We start from the raw sequence: 17,300 nt of genomic DNA on the forward strand, positions 1-17,300 counted from the left end.
TAGCTCACCGACCGTCGTCACCAGGGGGTTGAGACGGCGGGCTCACCGCCGGTACAGGCCGATGGAACGGCCCACTTCGCCGACCGGCCGGCTGCTCGCCAGCAGCTCGGCGAGCCGGCCGCGCGCCTTGGCGGCGGCGGAGTCCGACACCACCAGCAGCCCGTGCACCCGCTCCCGCGGCACCGTGCGCGGATCGGCGGCGTGGATGCCGTAGTACGACGGGACGCCGCTGCCCTTGTACACCAGCCACACCCGCTCGCCCGGGTACCGCTCCCGGAGCCGGTCGGCGAGCCGGCCCAGGTCCTGGCCCCAGTCCACGTTCGAGTCGTGCAGCAGCCGGTGGGTGTGCGCCGGGCCGCCGAACGCCTCGTTGGCGTACGGGAGGTAGTACGGGAACGTCCGCAGCGAACTCACCGCCACCCACAGCACCAGGACGCCCGTCAGGAGCCCGCGCCACCGCCACCGGAGTGCGAGCACGCAGGCCGCCGCCACCGCGAGGAACACCGGCACGAACAGCGCGTACCGGGTGCCGAAGTCCCGTGATCCCGTCATCGCCGCCGCCAGCAGCACGAGGGGCGGCACCAGCAGGTACGGCGCCGCGGGGCGCAGCCGCCGTACCGCCACGGCCGCGACGGCACCGGCCGCGCCCAGCGCCAGCAGCCCGAGCGGGGTCTTCACCAGCAACGCGGCCGGCAGGTAGTACCAGAGCGAGCCGGTGTACAGGTGCCCGAACAGATACCCCTGCCAGGGCTGCCGCTCCAGGCCGAACTGCACCCGCATCCCCGCCCGGTACGCCGGCGGCACCGGCAACAGCTCCGCCAGCCGCGCCCGCAGCCCCCGCACACCCGGCACCGGCTCGGCGGGCTCGAACCGCAGCCGCGGGTCGACGACCAGATACGCCACCCACACCACGGCGACGGCCACGACCGCGACGACGACGGCACCCACCAGCGCCGACACCACCGGCCGCCGCGCCGTCAGCCACGGGAGGGGCCACCGAGCCGAGGCCGGGGCGGACCGGTGCGCCGTCAGGGCGGACACCGCCGCCAGCCCCATCAGCACCGGCACGGCCGGCAGGGCGCTCATCTTGGTCGCCGTGGCCGCGCCCAGCGCCGCCCCCGCCAGCGGCAGGTACAGGACGGGGCGGCGCCGGGCTCGCCACGTCAGCCAGGCCGCCGTCAGGACGAATCCGGCCGCCGGCAGGTCCAGCGTGGCCAGGGAACCGTGCGCGATCACATCGGGCGAGAACGCGTACAGGGCGAGCGCGACCAGGCCGCCCGCCGTACCCGTCAGGTCCCGGGCGAACGCGAGCACGACCAGCCCGCACAGCAGCGTCAGCGCGATCACCGGCAGCCGCGCCCACAGCATCACCCGCCAGGGGTCGTTGCCCGACTCGTACAGCAGATGCCGGCCCACCTGCCCCTGGCTGCCGGTGTACGAGGGGTCGTAGTGCGGGTCCGCCACCGCCACCCCGACCGCGATCAGCAGCTTCCCGAGCGGCGGATGCTCGGGGTTGTAGCGCAGCCGGTGCTCGCGCAGGTAGTCGGTGGCCGTGGCGACGTACACCGGCTCGTCGATGGTGGGGGTCTGCTGCACCGCCGTGGTGACCATCGCGAAGGCCATCTGCGCGAGCAGCAGGACGACCAGGAGCGGCGGCAGCCACCGCCGGTGCCGGAGCGGCCGGGCCCACCGCTGTGACGTGCCCTGCCGTACCGGGCCCGCTGCGGGAGCCTCGGGGGTGAGGACCGGGTGCTGTTCGCGCGCCATCATCCGTCCCACGGCGGAACCGGCCGTGCGGGTGCGGGAGGGCACAGGGGCCGGATCATGGGCCTACTGTCGCACCGCTCCCGCCCCCGCCGCCGTCACCGCCGCACGAGTCGCACCGACAGACCTTCTGCCGTGTACACGGGTACGGCCCGCAGCCGGTCGGAGTTCACCTCGATCCGCTGGAACCGCCCGGCCAGCCGGGGTGCGGCGAGGACCGGCAGCGTGTTGCCCGCGACCGGCGGCCGTTCGGTGTCCAGCCGCAGCGCCAGCACGGCCGGCCCGCCGAGCACGGCCCGGTGCCCGACGGTCAGCGGTGCCTTGCCGCCGGCCCGCAGGGTCACCTCCAGCGTGCCCGCGTCCTGGGCCCAGGCGCCGCGCACCCGCAGCCGCCCGGTCACGCGCAGCGTGCCGCCCGTCACCCGCGCGTCCCCGTGCCCGAGCGCGTCCTGGGAGCCGGCCACCAGCGTGCCCTCGGCCAGGACGGTCCCGCCCGCGTACCGGTTGCGGCCGGTCAGCGTCAGCGTGCCCGTGCCCCGCTTGGTCAGTCCGCCGCGCCCGTCGATGTCGTTGCGCCAGCTGTCGGCCGCCGAGAAACCGCCGGCCGCCGCGTCCATGGTGACGGTGACGCCCGCGTCGAAGGCGCCGTAGCCGTCCGCCGCGGCGAACAGGTCCAGCCGCCCCCACTGCTCGAACCCGTCGAGCAGCGCGTACCCGGAGGGCAGCCCGGTGGTGCGCAGTACCTCGCGGCGCTGGTCCGCGGTCAGGTACGGCAGCCGGGTCTCCAGCAGCACCTCCGCGCCCTTCGGCACGGTCAGCGGCAGGTCGCGGCCCTGCCGGGGGAGGACGTACGTCAGCCGGTGCCGCACCGCCCGCCGGCCCGCGTCCCGGTCGGCGTACGGGTCGTCGGCCGGGTGGGCGTAGGCGTACAGCGTGTCGGCGGTCGTCCCGGTCCGCTCCGTGAGGTAGGCCAGCGCCTGGGCGCGGGCGTCGGCCTTCAGCCCGGCGTTGGCCGGGTCGGCGAGCGTGGCCGCGGCGAGCGCGGTCGCCATGATCCGGCCGCCGATGACGTCGACCGTATGGTGCATGCCGGCCACGATCCGGCTGTGGCTCAGCTCGAACGCCCGCGTCACCAGCTCCTGGAAGCGCTCCGGCACGGCGTACGCGTACGCCAGCGCGGCCAGGTGGAAGGCGTTGGTGTGGCCGCTGGGGAAGCCGCCGTCGTCGGCCGGGGAGGTGCCGCGCTGGCGCAGCAGCTGCGGGGCCACGACGACGGGGGAGTCGTACACCGGGAAGCCGAACGCGTCCGTCCGGCCGGTGTCGACGACCTCGCTGTCCTCGGTCAGCCGCCAGGGCCGCGGGTACTGGTAGGCGTACTTGGCCGGGTTGCCGGAGGCGTACGGGCCGCGCACGGTGTCGACCAGTTCCGCGACCTTGCCCAGCGCCGAGTCGTGCGCGCCCGCTCCGAGAGCCGAGCCCGCCGGGGCGTCCGCCGGGACGGCGTCGCTGACGGTGGTCGCCGGGGTGCCGTCGGGCGCGCTCGTGATCGAGGTGACCGCCTTCGCGCCCGTCCGGTACGGGCCGGCCAGCGGGCCGAGGCCGGCGATCAGGGCGTAGCTCTGGTGCTGGCGGTCGTGGACGAACGCCTCCTTCGCCTGCGCGTCGGTGCGCTCGGCCGTGATCCGGGCGCAGTAGCGCATGTTGGCGCGCAGGATCTCGGGGGACAGCGCGGTGCCGGTGTTCCAGGCGGAGCCGGTCTTCCACAGCCGGCCGAAGCCGCCGAGGACGCGGACGACCGCGTTGGTCTCGGGTGTCAGGTTGGCGAGCGTGTTGGTCCGGTAGTCGTCCACGAAGGCGGCCGGCGCGGTCGCGGCCTTGGCGTCGGCAGCCGGCAGCCGGACGGCGACGGCCGGCGCGGCGAGCACTCCCGCCGACGCGGCCAGCGAGGTCGTGAGAAAACCGCGCCGGTTCAGTACGGCGGAGCGGTGCCCGGCAGATGACGGCATGCCTGTGCCTCTCAAAAAGAGTCTCCGGGAACGACCGTGCCGATGTGCGAAGTTGTGCGATCCCGGGAGAAATGCAGGAGCGAGAAGGTGAACGGATGCATATCTAGGGCCGGTTCGTGTCCCGCCGGGGAGGCTTCGATGGCGGGCGCGCGTGCAGTGGGTGAACGCGCGGGCCAGGGCTCACAGAATCGAACCCGGCCGGGCCATGGTCCCGCCGCGGCGGAACGTCAGCCCGCGGGGAGCAGCACGCCGGCCGGCACCACCAGATCCGCCCGCTCCCGTGTCGTCGCCACCAGGTCGGCGTTGCGCTGGTCCGAGCCCAGCACCCAGGCCACGGCCGCCGTATGGTCCTTGCCGAACTCCTCGTGCCGGGCGACCAGCCGGCGGATCCGCTCCTCCTCGGCGATCTCGCAGAACCACACCTCGTCCAGACACGGCCACACCCGCGCCCACGAACCCTCCCGCAGCAGCAGGTAGTTCCCCTCCGTCACCACCAGCCGGGCCTCGGGCGGCACCGGGATCGCGCCCGCGAGCGGCTGCTCCAGCACCCGCTCGAACCCCGGCGCGTACACCACCTCGCCGGTCTCCTCGCGCAGCCGCCGCAGCAGCGCCGCGTACCCGGCCGCGTCGAAGGTGTCCGGCGCGCCCTTGCGATCCCGGCGGCCCAGCCGGTCCAGCTCGGCGTCCGCGAGATGGAAGCCGTCCATCGGCACATGCGCCACCCAGGGCGGGCCGTCGCCGTTCAGCGCGTCCACCAGGCGCTCGGCCAGCGTCGTCTTGCCCGCACCGGGGCTGCCCGCGATGCCGAGCAGGGCGCGCCGGCCGTCCCGGGGAAGAGCGCGGGCACGGCCGAGGAGGTCGTCGAAGGTCAGCGGCACACAGAGAGTGTGGCACCCGCCGTCCACCGGGAGTGTGGCGTGCGCCACCCACTGGAGGGCCACTTCGCGGGGAACAGTCCGGATATGACTCAGCTCGGTCTGCCCGACACCATCCAGGCCTGTCTCTTCGACCTCGACGGGGTCGTCACCAAGACCGCCGTCGTGCACGCGGCGGCCTGGAAGGAGACGTTCGACGCCTTCCTGCGTGACCACGAGGGCGAACAGGGGCGGCCGTTCGACGCCGTCACCGACTACGACGAGTACGTCGACGGCCGCCCCCGCGCCGACGGCGTCCGCGCCTTCCTCGCCTCACGCGGCATCCACCTCCCCGAAGGCGGCCCGGACGATCCACCGGACGCCCGGACCGTGCACGGCCTCGGCAACCGCAAGAACGAACTGCTGCTGGAGAAGATCCGCACCGGCGGGGTCGAGGCCTACGACGGCACCCTGCGGTATCTGGAGGCGGTCCGCGCCGCAGGGCTGCGCACCGCGATCGTCTCCTCCAGCGCCAACTGCCGGGACGTGCTGCGCGCGGTCGGCGCCGAGCACTTCTTCGACGTACGGATCGACGGCGTGGTGGCCGTCGAGCGGAACCTGCCCGGCAAGCCGCACCCCGACACCTTCCTCGCCGCCGCCCGCGACCTCGGCGCCGAGGCGTCCCGCGCGGCCGTCTTCGAGGACGCGCTGGCCGGCATGGACGCCGGCCGCGCCGGCGGCTTCGGCTATGTCGTCGGCGTGGACCGGGTGGGTCAGACCGACGCGCTGTACGCGCACGGCGCCGACACCGTCGTCAAGGACCTGGCCGAACTGGGAGGCAAGCAGTGATCACCGACCGCTCCTACGCCGTCGAACCGTGGACCGTCCGGGAGACCGCCCTCGACCTCGACGTCCTCGCCCAGAGCGAGTCGGTGTTCGCCCTCTCCAACGGACACGTCGGCTGGCGCGGCAACCTGGACGAGGGCGAACCGCACGGCCTGCCCGGCAGCTACCTCAACGGCGTGCACGAGGTGCACCCGCTGCCGTACGCGGAGGCCGGCTACGGCTACCCGGAGTCCGGGCAGACCGTCATCGACGTCACCAACGGCAAGATCATCCGGCTGCTGGTGGACGACGAACCGTTCGACCTGCGCTACGGCCGGCTCGTCGCCCACGAACGCGTCCTGGACCTGAGCCGGGGCGTGCTGGAGCGGACCTGCGAGTGGACCTCCCCGGCCGGCTCCACGGTCCGGGTGCGCTCCACCCGGCTGGTCTCGCTGACCCAGCGGGCGGTGGCCGCCGTGGCGTACGAGGTGGAGGCCGTCGGCAGCCGCAGCCGGGTGGTGATCCAGTCGGAGCTGGTCGCCAACGAGAGCCTGCCCGATCCCGACGGCGACCCGCGAACGGCGAAGGCGCTGAAGTCCCCGCTGGAGCAGGAGGACGGCTTCGCCTCCGGCAACCGGCTGCGGCTGGTGCACCGCACCCGGCGCAGCGGCCTCAGGGTCGCCGTGGCCGCCGACCACACCGTCACCGGACCCGAACGCACCACCAGCCGCAGCGAGAGCGGCATCGACGTGGCCCGGCTGACCGTCACCTCCGTGCTGGAACCCGGACAGACGCTGCGGATGGAGAAGCTGGTCGCCCACGGCTGGTCCGGCACCCGGTCGCTGCCCGCGATGGCCGACCAGGTCGACGCCGCGCTCGCCGCCGCCGGGCACGACGGCTGGCAGGGCCTGCTCGACGACCAGCGGGCCTGCCTGGACGACTTCTGGGCCCGCGCCGACGTCGAGGTGGAGGGCGACGAGGAGATCCAGCAGGCCGTCCGGTTCGCGCTGTTCCACGTCCTTCAGGCCGGCGCCCGGGCCGAGCAGCGCGCGATCCCGGCGAAGGGCCTGACCGGCTCCGGCTACGACGGGCACGCCTTCTGGGACACCGAGATGTTCGTGCTGCCCGTGCTCACCCACACCGCGCCCGCCGCCGTCGCCGAGGCACTGCGCTGGCGGTACAACACCCTCGACGAAGCCCGGGAACGCGCGGCCCAACTGGGGCTCGCCGGCGCCGCGTTCCCCTGGCGGACCATCGCCGGACCGGAGGGCTCCGCGTACTGGCCGGCCGGCACCGCCGCCTTCCACGTCAACGCCGGCATAGCCGACGCCGTCGTACGGTACGTCGAGGCCACCGGCGACACCGCCTTCGAGCGGGAGACCGGCGTCGAACTGCTGGTGGAGACGGCCCGGCTGTGGCGCTCGCTCGGCCACCACGACACCCACGGCGTCTTCCACCTCGACGGCGTCACCGGACCCGACGAGTACAGCGCGGTCGCCGACGACAACACCTACACCAACCTGATGGCCCGCCAGAACCTGCGCGCCGCGGCCGACGCGGTCGAACGCCACCCGGACGAGGCGCGGCGGCTCGGGGTGGACGAGGAGGAGAGCGCGGCCTGGCGGGACGCCGCCGACGCCATGCACATCCCCTACAACGCCGAACTCGGCGTCCACGAACAGCACGCCGGCTTCACCCGCTACCAGCGCTGGGACTTCGACGGCACCCGCCCCGACCAGTACCCGCTGCTGCTCCACTTCCCCTACTTCGACCTCTACCGCAAGCAGGTCGTCAAACAGGCCGACCTGGTGCTGGCCATGTACACCTGCGGCGACTGGTTCGAGCAGGAGCACGACGAGGAGCAGATCGCCCGGAACTTCGCCTACTACGAGCCGCTGACCGTCCGCGACTCCTCCCTGTCCGCCTGCTGCCAGGCCGTCATCGCCGCGCAGACCGGCCACCTGGACCTCGCCTACGCCTACACCGCGGAGGCCGCGCTGATGGACCTCCAGGACCTGGAGCACAACACCCGGGACGGGCTGCACATCGCCTCGCTCGCCGGCACCTGGATGGCCCTGGTCGCGGGCTTCGGCGGCATGCGGCGCGACGGCGACCGGCTGCGCTTCGCACCCCGCCTGCCCGAGCGGTTGCGCCGCCTCGCCTTCAACGTCCAGTTCCGCGGGCGCAGGCTGCGCGTGGACATCGGCGCGGACAAGGTGACGTACGCGCTCCTGGACGGCCCACCGCTGACACTCCGCCACCACGGCGAGCCGCTGACGCTCAGCACCGACGACCCGGCCGTCCGCGCGGTACCCCCGGCACCGCAACGCCCCACGCCGGAACAGCCGGCGCATCGGGAGCCGGGTGGTGGGTGAGGGGGCGCTTGCGGGGGGGCGAGCGGCTGTCGTCCGGGGCTGGTTGGGGGCAGTGAGGGTGCCGGGTGCCGGGTGACCGTGGCCGCGGGGCGGTCGGCGGGTGAGTGCAGGCGGGTGCTTCCGCGCGGTTCAGCACGGCGAACTCCTGAGCGCGTCGGTACCGGCCGGACCGACCACGCCGCCGCATGTGCTCGATGCCGCGCGGCACCGGCTGTCCGGCCGAGCCGGAGGTGGCCGGTGTTGCCGTGCGTCGATGGGCGGGCGTATGTGGCCGGGTGCCCGTTGTGGCTCGGGGCCCGCGCGCCGGACGGCGGCCGAGTGCTGCCGGTTGTCCAGCGGCGCGCGGAGCGTTGCTCTCGCGCGCGGAGCGTCGCCCTGTCGGGCTCATGGTCCCTCAGTCGAGTACCCCGGACAGCAGGTGCAGCAGGTCGCCGGTCGCGTCGGCGGCGAGCAGGGCCGGGAGGGTGCCGAGGGCGAGGACGGCCAGGGCGGCGGACCACAGACGCGGGGGCGGGCCCGTCTGGAGGGCCGCGATCCGGCGGGTGACGGCCCGGTCGGTGAAGTGCAGGGCGCAGCCCACGCGCGCCCCGCCCGCGCTGAGCGCGGCCCGGGCCAGCGCCCGCGCGGTCACCCGCCGGTCCCCGACCACGGCCGCCGCCCGCTCGTCGGCCCACCGCTCCACGAGGAAGGCGACCGCCGCACGCACCGGCTCCAGCAGCGGGTCCGCCGCCGCGGCGAGCGTGACCGCCGTCACCAACAGCCCGTGCCGGTGCGCGAGATGGGCCCGCTCGTGCGCGAGGAGCACCCGTCGCTCGGCGGGCCCCAGCGCGCTCAGCATCGCCGAGGTGACCAGGATGCGGCCCGGCCGCCCCGGGATGGCGAACGCCCGCGGCACCTGCGAGGCGGCGACGATCAGCTCGGTGTCCGCCGGCTGCCCCGCGCCGAGCCGGCGTAGCGCCCGCCGCGTGCACCGCTCGGCGCGCACGGCCCGGTGGACGCGTACGACGACGGCCGTCAGCGCCAGGCAGGCGGCCAGCCCGATCACCGTGGGCACCGGGTCGGCCAGCGGGTGCCCGTCCTCGCGGGCCTCCCGGATCACCGGCGGCGCGTCCCCGAGCAGCGCGGCGGCCAGCAGCAGGAGCGACCAGGTGGTGGCCGCCGCCGTCAGCACGGCGGCCGAGACCAGCACCCGCGCGGCGAGCGCCGGCGCGGCCCGCCGGGCGAGCACGGGAGCGACGGCCGACAGCAGCAGCGACAGCGCCAGCGGGGCGTACACGTCGAACGTCATGCGCCGCACCTCATGAGCCCGGCCTCACGCGCCGTCTCCGGCGAGCAGCCGGCGCAGCGCCCGCTCCTCCTCGGTGCTCAGCCCGGTCACGAACTGCTGGAGCGCGGCGATCGGGTCCGGCCCCCGGTCCAGGGCCTCGTGCATCGCCTCGGCGGTCAGCTCGGCCGCGTTCTTGGCGGGCCGGTACGCGCCGCGCCGCCCGTCGGCGTCCCGCAGCACCAGCCCTTTGTCGTACAGCCGCTTGAGGATCGTATGGACCGTGTTGTACGCCAGTCCGCCACCGATCTCGTGCTGGATCTCCGCCGGGGTCAGCGGTCGCTCGGTGGCCCAGAGGGCGGCCAGCACCTCGCTCTCCAGCTCCCCGGCGCTGCGCCGTTCCGCCCTGCCGCGGGACCCTGTGCCAGCCATGCCCCAACCTTACAGCGCGTAGGGCCGTCGGCCGGATGGCCCTGCCTGCGGGCACAGCTGGGTCATCCGCGTTAGTTTGTCCGTGTTTTCCCCTGCTCCCGTCTCCGGCCCTACGGGCCGTAGGGTGACAGTGGGCCCTACGAGCTGTAGGGGACGGGGACGGAGGGGTGGTCATGGCCGGCAGTGCGCACGTGACAGTCGACGCGGCGAGCCGCGAGCACGCGCGCCGCGCGTCCGCCGGCTCCGGGCGCGCCGTCTGGCCGACGGCGGCCGTCGCCGCGGCCTTCACGCTGGCCCAACTGGTCCTCGTACGGCCCGGGCTGGGGCTCGGCTGGGACGAGACGGTGTACGTCAGCCAGGTCAGCGGACACGCTCCCGCCTCCTTCTTCAGCGCACCCCGCGCCCGGGGCGTCTCCCTGCTGGTCGCACCCGTGGCCGCGTGGTCGTCGTCCACGGCCCTGCTGCGGATCTACCTCGCCCTCCTCTCCGGCCTCGCCCTGTTCCTGGCCCTGCGCGCCTGGCGAGGACTGTTCCCCGCCCGGGTGCTCGCCCTCGGCGGCGCCCTGTTCGCCTCCCTCTGGGTGACCCTGTTCTACGGCCCGCAGGCCATGCCCAACTACTGGGTCGCCGTCGCCGCCCTGGCCGCCGTCGCCTGCTTCCTGCGCGCCCGCACCGACCGGGGCGCCCTGTGGGGACTGGCGGGGAGCGCGGCGCTGATGGCGTGGATGCGGCCGGTGGACGCGGTCTGGGTGACCCTGCCCCTGCTCGCCCTCGGGCTGGCGCGCCGCCGCTGGAGGGCACTGGTCGTCCTGCTCGCCGGGCTCGCCGCCGGCGCCGCCGAGTGGGTGATCGAGGCGTATGTGAGCTACGGCGGTCTGGCGCGCCGGCTGTCCGACGGCTCGGCGATCCAGGGCGGCCTCGGCTGGCATTTCGCCGTCGTGGACCAGTTGCGCGGCCTCGGCGGGCGCACGCTGTGCCGGCCGTGCACCGGCGCCCTGCCGCACCCGCTGGTCACCCTCTGGTGGTTCGTGCTGCCCCTGCTCGCCGTGCTCGGGCTGGCCGTCGCCGTCCGCGCCCGGCGCCCGGCGGCCACGGTGCTGCCGCTCGCCTGCGCGGCGACCGCCGCGTTCCCCTACCTGTTCCTCATCGGCTACGCGGCACCCCGCTTCCTGCTCCCCGCCTACGCCCTCCTCGCGATCCCGGTCGCGGACGCACTGACACACCTGACGACGACCCCCCACCGCCCCCAGCCCCCGAACCACCACCCAGCCCCGCACCCCGCCCGCAGTCCGGCCCCGCGCCCGGCCCACCACTCGGCTTCACGCCTGACCCCGCGTCCGGCGCAGCACTCGGCTTCACGCCTCATTCCGCGTCTGGCCCGGCGCCTGTCTCCGGGCCCCGACCGGCGCTCGCTCTCGCGCCTGGGCCGGCGCCCGGCCCCGGTCCCGACTCCGGGGCCGGCCCGCCGCGTGGCCCTGCGGCCCAGCTGGCGCTCGGCCTTGCGCCTGACCCCGCGCCCGGACCGCCGTCCGACGCCGGACTCGGCCCGCCACCCGGCCCCGCCCTCAGCCCCCCACCCCGACCCGCGCCCGACCCCGCCCACGGCTCAGCATCCGGCCCCGGCCCTGACCCGGAGCCCGGCCCCGCCCCCGACCGAAACCCTGACCCCGCCCCCGGACCAACTCCCCGCGCCCCGCCCCGCCCGGCGCCCAGTGGTTCTCGCGCTGGTCTGTGTCTGTCTCGTCGCTCATCTCGCCGTGCAGCTCGCCGTCCTCGTGCACGTGGTCGGCGGGGCCACCGCCGCGCATGAGGCCTGGGGGCGTACCGCGGCCGAGATGGAGCGCCGCGGGGTGCGGCCGCCCTGTCTGGTCACCGGGCACGAGGCCATCCCGGTCGCCTTCGCCGCGGGTTGTTCCTCCGCCGCGACGGCCGGCCCCAACGCCAACATCACCGAGGACGGCATCGAACGGACCGCGCGGCGGGCGCCGGTCGCCACGCTGGTGCCGGCCGGGTCCGCGCCGCCCCGATACGCCCGCGACTGGCCCTCCGTACCCGTCGGCGCGGTCCGGCTGTACTACGTCGTACCGGGCGCCGCCTCATGACCTCCCCGGCCGGACTGACCGCCTCCCTCGGCCGCCGGCGCACCCGCTGGCAGGCCGGCGTCTGTCTCGCCGTACTGCTCGGCGCGCTGTACCTGGCCCACCGGCACTGGCCCGCGGTCGAGAGCGGCGCCGGGCGGCTGGCGGTCGCCGACCAGGGCTGGCTGCTGGTCGGCGCCGCCGCGGCCATGGGCACCTGGGCGGCCTCCGCGCTCGCCCAGCAGGGCGCCGTCGTGCCACGGCTGCCCGGACCCCGCCTGGTCGCGGCCCAGTTCGCCGCCTCCGCCGCCAACCACCTGCTGCCCGCGGGGCTCGGCGCGGGCGCGGTGAACCTGCGGTTCCTGATGCGCTGCGGGCTCCCGGCCGGACGCTCGGCCGGCGCGCTCGCCGTCAAGGCCACCGCGGGCGCCACCGTACGCCTGGCGCTGATCGCGCTGCTTGCCCCGGCCTGCCCGGGGCTGCTGCGCCTCCCGCACGTCTCCCCGACGGCGGTCGCCGTCGTCCTGGGCGCCGTCGTCCTGGTGGCGGTGCCGCTCGCCACCCCCCGCTGGTCGCGCTGCCGTCTAGCGCTCGCCACCGTGGTGGCCGACATCCGCGCGCTGCACGCCTGCCCGGCCCGCGCGGCGGCCCTGTGGGGCGGCTCGCTGGCCTTCGCCGGCCTGCACGCGCTGGTCCTCATCGCGGTCACCCAGGCCGTCGGTCTGCCGCTCGGGCCCCTCCAGGTGACCCTGCTGTACCTCGCGGCCAGCAGTGCCGCCGCCCTGCTGCCCACACCGGGCGGCCTCGGCTCGCTGGACGCCGCCCTCGCCCTCGCCCTCACCGCCGCCGGCACCCCGGGAGCCGCCGCCGCGTCCGCCGTCCTCGGCTACCGGCTGCTGACCGTGTGGCTGCCGCTGCTCCCCGGTCTGCTGGTGCTCGCGGTGCTGCTGCGCCGCAAGGCCCTGTGAGGACGGGGGAGTTTCCCGCGCGCCCGGTTCAGGTAGGAGTCCCGTACTGCCGTGTGACACAGGAGGGGGAGCCATGCCGGGGAACGACAGCGCGGGCCTGCCGAGCGAGGCCTTCTTCATACCGGGGACGTCGTCCTTCACCGAGTTCCTGGCCGCGCAACGCCCCGCGCTGCTGCCCACCGCGCCCCCGTTCCCGCCCGGCGTCCAGGTGCCGGCGGACCGGTTCCCGCACGGCACGACCGTGCTCGCGCTCACCTACCGCGACGGCGTGCTCATAGCCGGAGACCGCCGGGCCACGATGGGCAACCTCATCGCCCAGCGCGACCTGGAGAAGGTGCACCCGGCCGACGACCACACCGCCGTCGCCTTCGCCGGCACCGTCGGCCTCGCCCTCGACATGGTGCGGCTCTACCAGGTCGAGCTGACGCACTTCGAGAAGGTGGAGGGCGTGCCGATGACCCTCGGGGCCAAGGCGACCCGCCTCGCGGCCATGATCCGGCAGAACCTCGCCCAGGCCATGCAGGGCCTCGTCGTCGTCCCGCTGCTCGTCGGCTACGACCTCACCGCGCCCGGTGGCGGACGCGGCCGGATCTTCAGCTTCGACGCGGCCGGCGGGCTGTACGAGAAGCGGCACTTCCACGCCGAGGGCAGCGGCTCCCCGTACGCCCGGGGCGCCCTGAAGAAGCTGTACCGGCCGGACCTGACCCGCCGGGAGGCGGCCCTCGCCGCGCTTCAGGCGCTGTACGACGCGGCCGACGACGACTCGGCCACCGGCGGCCCGGACCTGAACCGCCGGATCTTCCCCGTCGTCTCGGTCATCACCGAGGACGGCTTCGAGCGGCTGCCGGAGGCGGAGACGGAGGACCTGAGCCGCGAGACGGTCCGGCAGCGCGCCGGCCGCCCGGACGGTCCGCACGCCTCACCCTGACGGGCGGTGCCGGGGCTCGTCTTCTCCACGGCCGGTCTCGCCGGCCCGGCTTTCCCTCCCCATGGGAAAGGCCTGCCGCGGCCTTTACTGCACATGGGTTGCAGGTACGGAAGGAGGGCGCAAGGCTGTGGAGCGCAGCCGTGCCCGCACCACGAGCGCGGCCGCACCCGCACCACCGAAGGAAATCACCTCCCGTGACGGCCGCCCCTGATTCCGCTCCCCCCTCCCCGCCCGGCCCGAGACCCCGCCCTCGGCCCGGCACCGCGTCCGCGGCTCCATGACGCGGCAGGAGTGGATCAGGGTCGGCGGGATGGCCGGCTTCGCATCGGCATCGGCGTCACCGCCTACACCCTCGGCATGCGGCACGCCTTCGACGCCGGCCACATCGCCGCGATCGACAACGACACCACCCGCAAGCTGATGGGGAGGGGCAGCGGCCCTGGCCGTCGGCTTCTGGTTCTCCCTCGGCCACTGCACCAGATCACCGGCCTGATCGGTACGACCGTCTCCGGGACCTTCCTCCACCTGATCGCCGGCATCAACCTCGTCGTCCTCGCCGGCATCCGGAAGGTGTTCCGCCGGATGCGCTCCGGCCACTGCGACGAGGCCGAGGTCTACTACAACCTCACCGTCACCGGCCTGTCCGTCGCCGTCGCCCTCCTGATCGGCACGGTCGAACGGCAGTTCTTCGCCACCTGGGCCGTCGCCTTGCTGGTGTGGAAGGCGGCCCGCATCAGGAGAAGTGGACGGCGGGCCTGGCCGAGCGGTCCGCCGACCGACCTGTCCCGGTGCCGAAGGGGTTAATGATCCGGTCACGGGAAACGCGGACCAGGACCGCCCGCGAACCCGAAGGAGGCGACCATGAGCGACCAGCAGCCCGAGCAGACCCCCATGGCGGACGACGCCTACCAGCCCACGGGCAGCAACGAGGAACAGGAGGACGCCGGGCCCCTGGACCTACAGGACGCGGTCGGCGAGCGCTCCTACGACGACATGCTCGACGAGGGCTACTCCCCGCCCGAGCGGCCCCTGGGCGTCACCAAGTACGGCACCACCGCCGCCGAGCAGCGCGACGGGGAGACCCTGGACGAACGGCTCGGCCAGGAGGTCCCCGACGTGACCCCGCCGGCCGGCGACGAGATCGGCGACCTGCCCGGCGGCGAGGGCGAGCCGGTCGACCCCGAGGCCGGTGAGTCCCGCGCGGGCCGGCTGGTCGCCCCGGACGAGGGCGCCCACACCGACACCACCAAGGAGGAGATCGCCGAGGACGTCGGCATCGACGCCGGTGCGGCCGGGGCGGAGGAAGCGGCGGTGCACGTCGTACCGGACGAGACCCGACTGCCGGAGTGAGCGGGGCGCGACAACACCGCGCGGTGGACCAGTCGCCCTCGGTGCGGCATCCCGCGCACGGCACCGGCCGGACGCACGCGCGTCCGGCCGGTCTCCCCGTTCGTGTCCCTCAGTTCCCCGGACCGCCCTAGGGCAGCAGCTTCTCGATGGCCGCCGGGCCCTCCGACTCCAGCTTGCGACGCGCCCAGTCGAGGGTCTTCGGTGTGACGTCCCTGCCCGTCGCCATCACCAGGTCCTCAGGGGTGACGTCCCTGGCGGGCGCGGAGTGGAGCAGGGCGTCCGGGGTGCAGACGTCGTCCGACGAACGGGACTCTTCGGGTGTGGATGTCGACATGATGCCTCCTCCTCGGTCCGGATGACCGCATCCGTGCCGGTGCCTCCGAACGGGGCACCTTCTCACCATTGCCCTCCCCGGCGCACCCTGCATCCGGAAGCGCCTCGGGAACGGGTGAGGAGCGCCTGCCCACACCATGGCGAACCACTCGCCTAAGCTGGAAAACACTCGCATCAGCCGCATACCGCCCGCACCACCCCGCTCACCGGGAGGCCGTCGATGGCCGATTCGCCGTTCCACGGGGACCTACCCCGCAGCCCCCGCTACCTGCCCATCGCCGAGCACGGACTCATCGGCGATCTGCGCACGGTGGCCCTGGTCGGCAGCAACGGCACGATCGACTGGTACTGCTGCCCGGCCTTCGACTCCCCGAGCGTCTTCGCGGCGATCCTCGACGCCGAGCGCGGCGGACGCTTCGAGCTGGCCGCCGCCGTGCCGGCCCGGACCAAGCAGTTCTACTTCCCCGACACCAACGTGCTCATCACCCGGTTCTTCACCGAGGACGGCGTCGGCGAGGTGCAGGACTACATGCCGATCGCCGGCGACGAACCCGGGGACGCGGGCCGGCACCGGCTGATCCGGCGCGTGATGTGCGTCCGCGGCACCGTGCCCTTCCGGACGCTGGTCGCCCCCCGCTTCGACTACGGCGCCGCCCCGCACACCCTGCACCTCGTGGACGACATGGTCGTGTTCGAGTCGCCCGCCCAGTCGCTGTCGCTGACCTCGACCGTCGCCCTGGAGTGCGACGGGCGGGACGCGCGCGCCGACTTCAAGCTCGGCGAGGGCGAGTCCGCCGTGTTCGCCCTCGACCAGGTCGACGGCGAGGTGGCCCCGCGCGGCTGCGCCCACGCCGAGGCGGAGCACCAGTTCAACGCCACGGTCGCCTACTGGCGGCGGTGGCTGCACCAGTCCCGCTACCGGGGCCGCTGGCGCGAGATGGTGCACCGCTCCGCGCTCACCCTGAAACTCCTCACCTACGCCCCGACCGGCGCCATCGTCGCGGCCCCCACCACCAGCCTGCCCGAACAGCTCGGCGGCGAGCGCAACTGGGACTACCGGTACGTGTGGGTGCGCGACGCCGCCTTCGCCGTATACGCGCTGCTGCGGCTCGGCTTCCCCGGCGAGGCCGAGGCGTTCATGCGGTTCGTGACCACGCACGTCAGCCCCGGCTGCCACGACGGCTGCGGCCCGTTGCAGATCATGTACGGCATCGACGGCCGCACCGACCTGCCCGAACGCGTCCTGCCGCACCTGGAGGGCCACCAGGACTCGGCCCCGGTCCGGGTCGGCAACGCCGCCGCCGGCCAGCTCCAGCTCGACATCTACGGCGCCCTGATCGACTCCATCTACCTCTACGACAAGTGGGCCCAGCCCATCTCCAGCGGGCAGTGGGACGACGTGTGCCACCTGGTCGACTGGGTGTGCGACCACTGGGACCAGCCCGACGAGGGCGTGTGGGAGACCCGCGGCGGGCGCAAGGACTTCACGTACTCGCGGCTGATGTGCTGGGTCGCCATCGAGCGGGCCATCCGCCTGGCCACCCACCGCGGGCTGCCCGCCGACCACCGCCGCTGGCGCCAGGCCCGGGACACCATCTACCGGCGGATCATGGAACGCGGCTGGTCGGAGCGGCGGGGCGCCTTCGTGCAGTACGAGGGCGGCGACGTCCTGGACGCGTCCCTGCTGATGATGCCGCTCGCCAAGTTCATCGCCCCCACCGACCCCAAGTGGCTGTCCACCCTGGACGCCCTCACCGAGGACCTCGTCTCCGACTCGCTCGTCTACCGCTACGACCCGCAGGCCAGCCCCGACGGACTGCGCGGCGACGAAGGCACCTTCTCCATCTGCTCGTTCTGGTACGTCGAGGCACTCGTCCGGGCCGGCCGGCTCGACGAGGCCCGACTGGCCTTCGAGAAGATGCTCACCTACGCCAACCATCTCGGCCTGTACGCCGAGGAGATCGGCCGCACCGGCGAGCAACAGGGCAACTTCCCGCAGGCGTTCACCCACCTGTCCCTCATCAGCGCCGCGTTCAACCTCGACCGCGCCCTCGGCTGAGGCAGCCCGCACCTCCCGTTCGGGCCACGTCTGTCACCGCCGTGTCACAGCCCGTCCGCGCGCC

Annotated in this window: 13 protein-coding genes and 1 pseudogene; 8 read left to right on the forward strand and 6 right to left on the reverse strand. The window is 74.5% G+C overall.

What is annotated here, in order from left to right:
• Positions 1-42 precede the first annotated feature (42 nt).
• The 3 genes from ACZ4WH_RS27820 to ACZ4WH_RS27830 form a co-directional block, all read right to left on the reverse strand.
• Positions 43-1,770: an ArnT family glycosyltransferase gene (locus tag ACZ4WH_RS27820; protein WP_468185515.1), complete on the reverse strand. Its 1,728-nt coding sequence runs from the start codon at positions 1,768-1,770 to the stop codon at positions 43-45.
• A gap of 92 nt (positions 1,771-1,862) precedes the next feature.
• Positions 1,863-3,770, reverse strand: a complete 1,908-nt coding sequence (locus tag ACZ4WH_RS27825) for a phosphatase PAP2 family protein (protein WP_468185421.1) — start codon at positions 3,768-3,770, stop codon at positions 1,863-1,865.
• 227 nt (positions 3,771-3,997) lie between these two features.
• Positions 3,998-4,648 (reverse strand): nucleoside/nucleotide kinase family protein, encoded by a 651-nt coding sequence (locus ACZ4WH_RS27830; RefSeq protein ID WP_468185423.1) that lies wholly within the window; start codon positions 4,646-4,648, stop codon positions 3,998-4,000.
• A gap of 84 nt (positions 4,649-4,732) precedes the next feature.
• Here ACZ4WH_RS27830 and ACZ4WH_RS27835 point away from each other — a divergent pair, with 84 nt between their 5' ends.
• Entirely contained in the window at positions 4,733-5,473 is a 741-nt protein-coding gene (locus tag ACZ4WH_RS27835; RefSeq protein ID WP_468185426.1) for an HAD family hydrolase, read from the forward strand.
• Complete coding sequence (locus ACZ4WH_RS27840; RefSeq protein WP_468185429.1) at positions 5,470-7,824, forward strand: glycoside hydrolase family 65 protein; 2,355 nt, start codon at positions 5,470-5,472, stop codon at positions 7,822-7,824. The genes ACZ4WH_RS27835 and ACZ4WH_RS27840 overlap by 4 nt, the downstream gene beginning before the upstream one ends.
• Positions 7,825-8,218: 394 nt before the next feature.
• On the opposite strand, the gene ACZ4WH_RS27845 is transcribed toward ACZ4WH_RS27840, so the two are convergent.
• Together ACZ4WH_RS27845 and ACZ4WH_RS27850 are read right to left on the reverse strand one after the other, a co-directional pair.
• Positions 8,219-9,112, reverse strand: a complete 894-nt coding sequence (locus ACZ4WH_RS27845) for a M48 family metalloprotease (protein ID WP_468185431.1) — start codon at positions 9,110-9,112, stop codon at positions 8,219-8,221.
• A gap of 24 nt (positions 9,113-9,136) precedes the next feature.
• Positions 9,137-9,520 carry a BlaI/MecI/CopY family transcriptional regulator gene (locus ACZ4WH_RS27850; RefSeq protein ID WP_468185434.1) on the reverse strand — a complete coding sequence of 128 codons (384 nt, stop codon included), beginning with the start codon at positions 9,518-9,520 and terminating at the stop codon, positions 9,137-9,139.
• Positions 9,521-9,693: 173 nt separating this feature from the next.
• Here ACZ4WH_RS27850 and ACZ4WH_RS27855 point away from each other — a divergent pair.
• The 5 genes and pseudogenes from ACZ4WH_RS27855 to ACZ4WH_RS27875 form a co-directional block, all read left to right on the forward strand.
• A pseudogene (locus ACZ4WH_RS27855) lies at positions 9,694-10,758 on the forward strand (hypothetical protein); the annotation flags it as partial.
• 860 nt (positions 10,759-11,618) lie between these two features.
• Positions 11,619-12,566, forward strand: coding sequence for a lysylphosphatidylglycerol synthase domain-containing protein (locus ACZ4WH_RS27860; protein ID WP_468185437.1), 948 nt, complete (start codon positions 11,619-11,621; stop codon positions 12,564-12,566).
• Positions 12,567-12,639: 73 nt separating this feature from the next.
• Positions 12,640-13,494 carry a proteasome subunit beta gene (gene prcB, locus ACZ4WH_RS27865; protein WP_468185440.1) on the forward strand — a complete coding sequence of 285 codons (855 nt, stop codon included), beginning with the start codon at positions 12,640-12,642 and terminating at the stop codon, positions 13,492-13,494.
• A 291-nt stretch (positions 13,495-13,785) separates the two neighbouring features.
• Positions 13,786-14,298 carry a HoxN/HupN/NixA family nickel/cobalt transporter gene (locus ACZ4WH_RS27870; RefSeq protein WP_468185443.1) on the forward strand — a complete coding sequence of 171 codons (513 nt, stop codon included), beginning with the start codon at positions 13,786-13,788 and terminating at the stop codon, positions 14,296-14,298.
• Between the two features lie 57 nt (positions 14,299-14,355).
• Positions 14,356-14,844 (forward strand): DUF5709 domain-containing protein, encoded by a 489-nt coding sequence (locus ACZ4WH_RS27875; RefSeq protein ID WP_468185445.1) that lies wholly within the window; start codon positions 14,356-14,358, stop codon positions 14,842-14,844.
• Between the two features lie 127 nt (positions 14,845-14,971).
• Here ACZ4WH_RS27875 and ACZ4WH_RS27880 read toward each other — a convergent pair whose 3' ends face one another.
• Positions 14,972-15,178, reverse strand: coding sequence for a hypothetical protein (locus ACZ4WH_RS27880; RefSeq protein WP_468185448.1), 207 nt, complete (start codon positions 15,176-15,178; stop codon positions 14,972-14,974).
• A 219-nt stretch (positions 15,179-15,397) separates the two neighbouring features.
• Here ACZ4WH_RS27880 and ACZ4WH_RS27885 point away from each other — a divergent pair, with 219 nt between their 5' ends.
• On the forward strand, positions 15,398-17,236 hold the full coding sequence (locus ACZ4WH_RS27885) for a glycoside hydrolase family 15 protein (protein ID WP_468185450.1): 1,839 nt from the start codon (positions 15,398-15,400) through the stop codon (positions 17,234-17,236).
• The last annotated feature ends 64 nt before the right edge of the window (positions 17,237-17,300 follow it).

It is taken from the genome of Streptomyces sp. NPDC029138, from assembly GCF_055564375.1.

Coding starts and splice junctions, on each gene's coding strand:
- ACZ4WH_RS27820 (WP_468185515.1), bottom strand. CDS start 1,770: ATGATGGCGCGCGAACAGCACCCGGTCCTCACCCCCGAGGCTCCCGCA.
- ACZ4WH_RS27835 (WP_468185426.1), top strand. CDS start 4,733: ATGACTCAGCTCGGTCTGCCCGACACCATCCAGGCCTGTCTCTTCGAC.
- ACZ4WH_RS27860 (WP_468185437.1), top strand. CDS start 11,619: ATGACCTCCCCGGCCGGACTGACCGCCTCCCTCGGCCGCCGGCGCACC.
- ACZ4WH_RS27885 (WP_468185450.1), top strand. CDS start 15,398: ATGGCCGATTCGCCGTTCCACGGGGACCTACCCCGCAGCCCCCGCTAC.
- ACZ4WH_RS27825 (WP_468185421.1), bottom strand. CDS start 3,770: ATGCCGTCATCTGCCGGGCACCGCTCCGCCGTACTGAACCGGCGCGGT.
- ACZ4WH_RS27845 (WP_468185431.1), bottom strand. CDS start 9,112: ATGACGTTCGACGTGTACGCCCCGCTGGCGCTGTCGCTGCTGCTGTCG.
- ACZ4WH_RS27880 (WP_468185448.1), bottom strand. CDS start 15,178: ATGTCGACATCCACACCCGAAGAGTCCCGTTCGTCGGACGACGTCTGC.
- ACZ4WH_RS27875 (WP_468185445.1), top strand. CDS start 14,356: ATGAGCGACCAGCAGCCCGAGCAGACCCCCATGGCGGACGACGCCTAC.
- prcB (WP_468185440.1), top strand. CDS start 12,640: ATGCCGGGGAACGACAGCGCGGGCCTGCCGAGCGAGGCCTTCTTCATA.
- ACZ4WH_RS27850 (WP_468185434.1), bottom strand. CDS start 9,520: ATGGCTGGCACAGGGTCCCGCGGCAGGGCGGAACGGCGCAGCGCCGGG.